The 6,988-nt window shown below is 71.3% G+C and carries 7 protein-coding genes; 5 read left to right on the plus strand and 2 right to left on the minus strand.

The window, feature by feature from the left end; genetic code table 11:
• Positions 1-37: 37 nt before the first annotated feature.
• The 4 genes from ACIPSJ_RS20265 to proC all read left to right on the plus strand — a co-directional run bounded on the left by ACIPSJ_RS20265 (position 38) and on the right by proC (position 3,622).
• Complete coding sequence (locus ACIPSJ_RS20265) at positions 38-835, plus strand: class I SAM-dependent methyltransferase (RefSeq protein WP_401347396.1); 798 nt, start codon at positions 38-40, stop codon at positions 833-835.
• A gap of 316 nt (positions 836-1,151) precedes the next feature.
• Entirely contained in the window at positions 1,152-1,961 is an 810-nt protein-coding gene (locus ACIPSJ_RS20270; RefSeq protein ID WP_359225534.1) for an ABC transporter ATP-binding protein, read from the plus strand.
• Complete coding sequence (locus ACIPSJ_RS20275) at positions 1,958-2,740, plus strand: ABC transporter permease (protein ID WP_359225537.1); 783 nt, start codon at positions 1,958-1,960, stop codon at positions 2,738-2,740. The genes ACIPSJ_RS20270 and ACIPSJ_RS20275 overlap by 4 nt, the downstream gene beginning before the upstream one ends.
• Positions 2,741-2,809: 69 nt before the next feature.
• Positions 2,810-3,622, plus strand: coding sequence for a pyrroline-5-carboxylate reductase (gene proC / locus ACIPSJ_RS20280; protein WP_359225540.1), 813 nt, complete (start codon positions 2,810-2,812; stop codon positions 3,620-3,622).
• A gap of 22 nt (positions 3,623-3,644) precedes the next feature.
• Here the strand turns inward: proC and ACIPSJ_RS20285 are convergent, their stop codons facing one another.
• On the minus strand, positions 3,645-4,271 hold the full coding sequence (locus ACIPSJ_RS20285) for a cysteine hydrolase family protein (RefSeq protein ID WP_401347400.1): 627 nt from the start codon (positions 4,269-4,271) through the stop codon (positions 3,645-3,647).
• A gap of 75 nt (positions 4,272-4,346) precedes the next feature.
• Here ACIPSJ_RS20285 and ACIPSJ_RS20290 point away from each other — a divergent pair, with 75 nt between their 5' ends.
• Positions 4,347-5,396 carry a GlxA family transcriptional regulator gene (locus ACIPSJ_RS20290; protein ID WP_401347402.1) on the plus strand — a complete coding sequence of 350 codons (1,050 nt, stop codon included), beginning with the start codon at positions 4,347-4,349 and terminating at the stop codon, positions 5,394-5,396.
• Here ACIPSJ_RS20290 and trpS read toward each other — a convergent pair.
• The gene (gene trpS / locus ACIPSJ_RS20295; protein ID WP_401347404.1) at positions 5,315-6,361 is read right to left on the minus strand and encodes a tryptophan--tRNA ligase; all 1,047 of its coding nucleotides are present in this window, start codon (positions 6,359-6,361) and stop codon (positions 5,315-5,317) included. The two genes, ACIPSJ_RS20290 and trpS, sit on opposite strands and share 82 nt — an antisense overlap.
• Positions 6,362-6,988 lie beyond the last annotated feature (627 nt).

The following is a 6,988-nucleotide window of genomic DNA, read 5'->3' on the forward strand; positions in this document are numbered from 1 at the left end:
CTGTCCCCGCCGCTCCGCCGCCGAGGACCATGGCCGCATGACCACAGGCCAGTCGCACCTCCCGAACCCCACCCCCTCCCACGCCGCCCGCGCGCACTCCTTCAACGCCGCCGCGGCCCAGTACGCCGCGAACCGCCCCTCCTACCCGTCCGCGCTCCTCGACGCCGTCGAGGAGGAGGCCGGCCGCTCCCTCACGGGCGCCCGGGTGGTCGACGTCGGCGCGGGTACCGGCATCGCGACCGCCCTCCTGCACGCGCGCGGCGCCGACGTGGTCGCGGTGGAGCCGGGGGAGGGCATGGCCGCCCAGTTCCACACCACGCTCCCCGACGTCCCGATCGTCCGCGGCAACGGCAACGCCCTCCCCCTCGCCGACGACACCGCCGACTTCCTCACCTACGCCCAGGCCTGGCACTGGACCGACCCCGCCCGCTCCGTGCCGGAGGCGCTCCGGGTGCTGCGTCCCGGCGGTGCGCTGGCGCTGTGGTGGAACACGAGCGCCCTGGACGTCGACTGGATCGCCGACTCGTCCGCCCGTATCAGTCGCTTCTTCGGCATCGACGTCAAGGCCGAGCAGAGCAAGGCGGCCGACCGCACGGACCTCGCCGACCCCAGCGGGGCGCTCCGCTTCAGCCGCCGCGTGGTCCGCTGGAGCCGCCGGGTTCCCCTCGACACCCACCTCGCCAACATCTCCAGCCACTCGGCGTTCCTCGTCACCCCCGAGGAGCGCCGCACCGTCTTCCTCGCGGAGGAACGCGGCCACCTCCTGACGGTCTTTCCGGACGGCGTCGTCGAGGAGACGTACGACGTGCTGCTGCTCGTCGCCGTCAACTCCTGAGCGGTGCCTTTGCGGGCCCGGCCTGGCGCAGAGATTCGGGTGCGGGCCGGTGGGGGCTGGTCGCGCCCGCGCGGCGGAGCCGCACATCGATACCGCCCCGCGCCCCTGAAGGGGCGCCGCAGTCGCTGCTTCTTCAAAGCCGCGGGCATGCGTGCCGCTGAGGGCGGCACGGGTGGGCGCGGGCGGCACCATGCCAGCGTCGGCAAGCGCCCTCCGCCCCGCCCTCAGCGCACATGGCCGCCCCGCCCCCAGCGCACACGGCCGCCCCACCCCCCGCCCCTTGACGGCCCCCACCCCCCGGAGCATTATTCATCGCATGGTGAATTACTCGCCGGAGCCGCACGAGGCCGCCGGCAACTCAGCCCTGCCCCCTGCCGTCCGGGCCGCCGGACTCACGGCCGTCCGTGGTCCCCGCACCGTGCTCCGCGGCCTTGACTTCACCGTCCCGCGCGGCCAGATCACCGGCCTGCTCGGGCCCTCCGGATGCGGCAAGTCGACCCTGATGCGGTCGATCGTCGGCACCCAGGCGAAAGTCAGCGGCACGCTCGACGTCCTCGGCCGTCCCGCCGGGCACCCCACCCTGCGCACCCGTATCGGCTACGTCACCCAAGCCCCCTCCGTCTACGACGACCTGAGCATCCGCCAGAACCTCGACTACTTCGGCGCCGTCCTCGACCCCACCCGCCCCACCGCCGAGCGCCGCGCCGACGTCGAACGCGTCCTCGGCGAAGTCGACCTCACCGGCCACGCCGACGCGCTCGCCGGCAACCTCTCCGGCGGCCAGCGCAGCCGCGTCTCGCTCGCCGTCGCCCTGCTCGGCAGCCCCGAACTCCTCGTCCTCGACGAGCCCACCGTCGGCCTGGACCCCGTCCTGCGGCGCGACCTCTGGCACCTCTTCCACTCCATCGCCGCCGACCGCGGCGCCACCCTCCTCATCTCCTCCCACGTCATGGACGAGGCCGAGCGCTGCCACCGCCTCCTCCTCATGCGCGACGGCGAGATCCTCGCCGACAACACTCCCGAGGCCCTGCGCACCCGCACCGGCTCCGACACCGTCGAGGCGGCCTTCCTGCACCTCGTCGACGAAGCCGCCGCCCAGTCCCGCACGAAGGAAACCACCCGATGAGCACCCAGCCGGCCACCACCGCAGCCGCCCCCGTCAGCGCCCTCAACCTCTCCCGCACCACCGCCACCGCCGCCCGCGTCCTGCGCCAGCTCCGCCACGACCCCCGCACGATCGCGCTGCTGCTCCTCATCCCCTGCCTGATGCTGGTGCTGCTCCGCTACGTCTTCGACGGCAGCCCGCACACCTTCGACAACATCGGCGCCTCACTGCTCGGCATCTTCCCGCTCATCACGATGTTCCTGGTGACCTCCATCGCCACCCTCCGCGAACGCACCTCCGGCACCCTCGAACGCCTCCTCGCCATGCCCCTCGGCAAGGCCGACCTCATCGCCGGCTACGCCCTCGCCTTCGGCATCCTCGCGATCATCCAGTCCGCCCTCGCCACCGGCCTCGCCGTCTGGCTGCTGGGCCTGGACGTCACCGGCTCCCCGTGGCTGCTGCTCCTGGTCGCCCTGCTCGACGCCCTGCTCGGCACGGCCCTCGGTCTCTTCGTCTCGGCCTTCGCGGCCTCCGAATTCCAGGCGGTCCAGTTCATGCCCGCGGTGATCTTCCCCCAGCTCCTCCTCTGCGGCCTCTTCACACCCCGCTCCGAGATGCACCCCGCCCTCGAAGCGGTGTCGGACGTCCTCCCCATGTCCTATGCCGTCGACGGCATGAACGAGGTCCTCCACCACACCGACATGACCGCCACCTTCGTCCGGGACGTCCTCATCGTCGCCGGCTGCGCCCTGCTGGTCCTGACCCTGGGAGCGGCGACCCTCAGGCGCCGCACGGCATAGCACCGCCGGCACGTCCCGCCCACCGGACAACCATCCCGCCCCCCTCACCCCGGTGCGAAACTGAACCGCATGAGTCAGAAAGTCGCAGTCCTCGGCACCGGCAAGATCGGCGAAGCCCTGCTCAGCGGAATGATCCGCGCCGGCTGGGCGCCTGCCGACCTCCTGGTCACCGCCCGCCGCCCGGAACGGGCCGAAGAACTCCGCGCCCGCCACGGAGTCACGCCGGTCACCAACGCCGAGGCCGCGAAGACCGCCGACACCCTGATCCTCACGGTCAAGCCGCAGGACATGGGCACCCTCCTCGACGAACTCGCCCCGCACATCCCCGCCGACCGCCTCGTCATCAGCGGCGCGGCGGGCATCCCCACCTCCTTCTTCGAGGAGCGCCTCGCCACCGGCACCCCGGTCGTCCGCGTCATGACGAACACCCCCGCCCTCGTCGACGAGGCGATGTCCGTCATCTCCGCCGGCAGCCACGCCACCGCCGCCCACCTCGCCACCGCCGAGGAGATCTTCGGCGCCGTCGGCAAGACCCTCCAGGTCCCCGAGTCCCAGCAGGACGCCTGCACCGCCCTCTCCGGCTCCGGCCCGGCGTACTTCTTCTACCTCGTCGAAGCCATGACCGACGCCGGCATCCTGCTCGGCCTGCCCCGTGACAAGGCCCACGACCTCATCGTCCAGTCCGCGATCGGCGCCGCCGTGATGCTTCGCGACAGCGGCGAACACCCCGTCAAACTCCGCGAGAACGTCACCTCGCCCGCCGGCACCACCATCAACGCCATCCGCGAACTGGAGAACCACGGCGTCCGGGCCGCCCTCATCGCCGCCCTCGAAGCCGCCCGCGACCGCAGCCGCCAACTCGCCTCCGGCAAGAAGGACTGACGCTCGCCCCAGGGGGCGGTGGCTAGACCCGGGCGGCCGCCACGATCTCCTTCGTGGTCAGCACCCGCGCGAAACCGCCCCCGTGCAGGGACACCGCCGACGCCTGCGCCAACTCCTCCGCCGTGCGCCGCCAGCCGAACGGCCCCGCCAGATCGAAGGTGTGCGTCGCGTCGTAGGCCACCAGCACGTCGTACCCGAGATTCCCGCCCATCCGGGCCGTCGTCTCGACACACATGTTGGTCTGGATCCCGGCCAGCACGATCTGCCCGACACCCTGCCCCGTCAGCCAGGCCCCCAGATCCGGCGACCCGAGAAAGGCCGAGTTCACGGACTTCGTGACCAGCAACTCGGCGCCACCGCCACCGGCAGCCCCCTTCGCCCTCCTCTCCTCCACGTACTCCTTGAAGTCGTTCCCCTCCTGACCCGGCCGCAGCGGTGACCGCGGATTCACCGAGTCGTGCCGGACGAACACCACCGGCCGCCCGGTCTCCTGCCACACGTCGACGAGCGCCGCGATGTTCTCGTCGGCCCCGGGGTTGTTGCGCGGCCCCCAGAAGCCGAGCTCCTCGAAGCCCTTCTGCACATCGACGACCACCAGGGCCGCGCCGGCGTCGACAGCGAGCTGCCTGCTTTCCGTGTTGTCTCCCATGGCCACGATCCTGGCGCCGGGACCCGATCCGCCCCAGACGGGCAGAAGCCAGCGATCGATGGTTTACTGCCAGCCATGCCGCCACCCGAGCCCGCCACGCCCACCGAGGCTCCCGCGCAGCGCATCGCCCTCGTCGCCTTCCCCGGCATCCGCGCCTTCGACGTCTCCGTCATCACCGAGGTCTGGGGCACCGACCGCACCGACCGCGGCGCCCCCTCCTTCGACCTGCGCAGAGCCGCCGTCGACACCACCACCCCCATTCCCATGCGCGGCGGCCTGGCCCTGCACCCCGACCGCACCCTCGCCTGGCTCGACCGCGCCGATCTCATCGTCGTCCCCGGCCTCGACGAGCACCTCGCACCCGCACCCACCCCCGTTCTCGACGCGCTCCGCCGCGCCCACGCCCGCGGCACCACCCTCGCCGCCCTCTGCGGCGGCGCCTTCACCCTCGCCCAGGCCGGCCTGCTCGACGGCCGCCGAGCCATCACCCACTGGAACCTCATCGACCTCCTGCGCACCCGTCACCCCCAGGTCACCGTCGTCCCCGACGCCCTCTTCATCGAGGACGACAACATCTGGACCGCCGCCGGAACGGCAGCCGGCATCGACCTCTGTCTCCATCTGGTCCGGCAGGCCCACGGCGCCGAGGCCGCGGCCACCATCGCCCGCTCGATGGTCACCGCCCCCTTCCGCACCGGCACCCAGGCACAGTTCATCGAGCACCCCACGCCCCGCGCCGACCGCGACGCCGACACCCTCGCCGCCGTACGCGAACACGCCCTGCGCCGGCTGCACGAACCGCTCACGGTCGCCGACCTCGCCGCCCACGCCGGAATGTCATCGCGCAGCTTCGCCCGCCACTTCACCGCGGAAGCCGGCACGACCCCGCTCCGCTGGCTCCTCGACCAGCGCATCGCCGCAGCGCAGAAACTCCTCGAACGCACCGACCTGCCCATGCCCGAGATCGCCCGCCGGGCCGGCTTCGGCAGCGAGGTCACGATGCGCCAGCACTTCGCATCGCGCCTCGCCACCAGCCCCCGTGCCTACCGCGCCGCGTTCAACGCGGGCTCGGCCGCCACCGACTCCGCGAAGGCACCGGGCGGCAACAGCCCGATCGCCCGGTAGGCGGTATCGACGATCGGCCGGGCGATCGCCCGAGCCTTCTCCGCCCCATGCCGCAGCACCCCCTCCACATATCCCGGATCGGCACACAACTCCTTGTGCCTGGCCCGCACGGGCCTGAGCACCTCCAGCACCGCCTCCGCGGTGGCCTGCTTCAGAGCGCCGTACGAATCGTGAACGGTTGCCAGTGACTCAGGGTTCCCGCCCGTGCACGCAGCGAGAATCTCCAGCAGGTTCGCGACGCCGGGCCGCTCCTCCCGGTCGTACACGACCTCGCGCCCGCTGTCGGTCACGGCCCGCATGACCTTCTTCCGGATCACGTCCGGCTCGTCGAGCAGATAGACGATCCCCGGACCCGAGTCGTCGCTCTTCCCCATCTTCGACGTCGGGTCCTGCAGGTTCATCACCCGCGCCGCCACCGCCGGCACGGTCGCCCTCGGCACCACGAACGTGTGCCCGTACCGCTGGTTGAACCGCACCGCCAGATCCCGCGTCAGCTCCACGTGCTGCGCCTGGTCGTCCCCGACCGGCACCTCGTCCGCCCCGTACGCCAGGATGTCCGCCGCCATCAGCGCCGGATACGTCAGCAGGGACAGCCGCACACCCCGCCCCCGCACACCCTCGGACGCGACCTTCTCCCTGTACTGGATCATCCGCCGCATCTCCCCGTCGGCCGCCACACACTCCATGACGTACGACAGCCGGGTGTGCTCGTCGACATGACTCTGTACGAACACGGTGCACAGCTCGGGATCCAGTCCCGCCGCCAGCAGCAGCGTCGCGGCCTGCCGGGTGAGTCTGCGCAGCCGGGCCGGATCGTGGTCCACGGTCATGCCGTGCAGATCGACGATGCAGAACAGCGCGTCGGACCGGTGCTGGTCCACCGCGGCCCACTGGCGCATGGCCCCCAGGTAGTTCCCCAGTGTCAGGTGCCCGGTCGGCTTGATCCCGCTGAAGACCCGTGTCATTCCCTCTCCACCTCCTGGTCGAGGCCGCCGTCCCGGGCGGCCGACCCTCAGGGGTTCCGGAGGGAGATACGCGAACGGCCGCCGAGGCGGCGGCCGTTGAATACGTACGTGAGCGCGGCCGCCGTCAGGCGGGCCACCACTGCTGGGTACACGTACGCGTAGTCATGGCGTCCACCTTACGCCCGCGGGGTGCCGTTCGCCGTTGAGTTGACACACCCCAAACGGCTACGTAGTGTTCTCCGAGTTGTCCGACGTGAGCGCCGACTCCGGTCGGTCCCCGGACAGCCATTCCGCAAGTACCTACCGGCAATCGACGCACGTCGTCGTGTTGTTTCGGCATGTGCTGTGCGAAATGAGGAATCCACGTTCGAAAGGACGCGGCCCCCGATTAGCTCGGAGGCCGGGAATCCGCTAAAGTCTCACTCGTCGGAACGGCCCAACAGCCGGGAAGACAACCCCCGCTGACTGGGAATCAGACGCCGAAAGGATCTGATAGAGTCGGAACCGCCGGAAAGGGAAACGCGAGAGCGGGAACCTGGAAAGCACCGAGGAAATCGGATCGGAAAACGGTCTGATAGAGTCGGAAACGCAAGACCGAAGGGAAGCCCGGAGGAAAGCCCGAGAGGG

Source organism: Streptomyces sp. NPDC090088, assembly GCF_044747345.1.
Taxonomy (GTDB): Bacteria; Actinomycetota; Actinomycetes; order Streptomycetales; family Streptomycetaceae; genus Streptomyces.

Bases quoted from the DNA above. Each gene is read 5' to 3' on its own strand.
- ACIPSJ_RS20265 (WP_401347396.1), top strand. From the start codon at position 38: ATGACCACAGGCCAGTCGCACCTCCCGAACCCCACCCCCTCCCACGCC.
- ACIPSJ_RS20270 (WP_359225534.1), top strand. From the start codon at position 1,152: ATGGTGAATTACTCGCCGGAGCCGCACGAGGCCGCCGGCAACTCAGCC.
- ACIPSJ_RS20275 (WP_359225537.1), top strand. From the start codon at position 1,958: ATGAGCACCCAGCCGGCCACCACCGCAGCCGCCCCCGTCAGCGCCCTC.
- proC (WP_359225540.1), top strand. From the start codon at position 2,810: ATGAGTCAGAAAGTCGCAGTCCTCGGCACCGGCAAGATCGGCGAAGCC.
- ACIPSJ_RS20285 (WP_401347400.1), bottom strand. From the start codon at position 4,271: ATGGGAGACAACACGGAAAGCAGGCAGCTCGCTGTCGACGCCGGCGCG.
- ACIPSJ_RS20290 (WP_401347402.1), top strand. From the start codon at position 4,347: ATGCCGCCACCCGAGCCCGCCACGCCCACCGAGGCTCCCGCGCAGCGC.
- trpS (WP_401347404.1), bottom strand. From the start codon at position 6,361: ATGACACGGGTCTTCAGCGGGATCAAGCCGACCGGGCACCTGACACTG.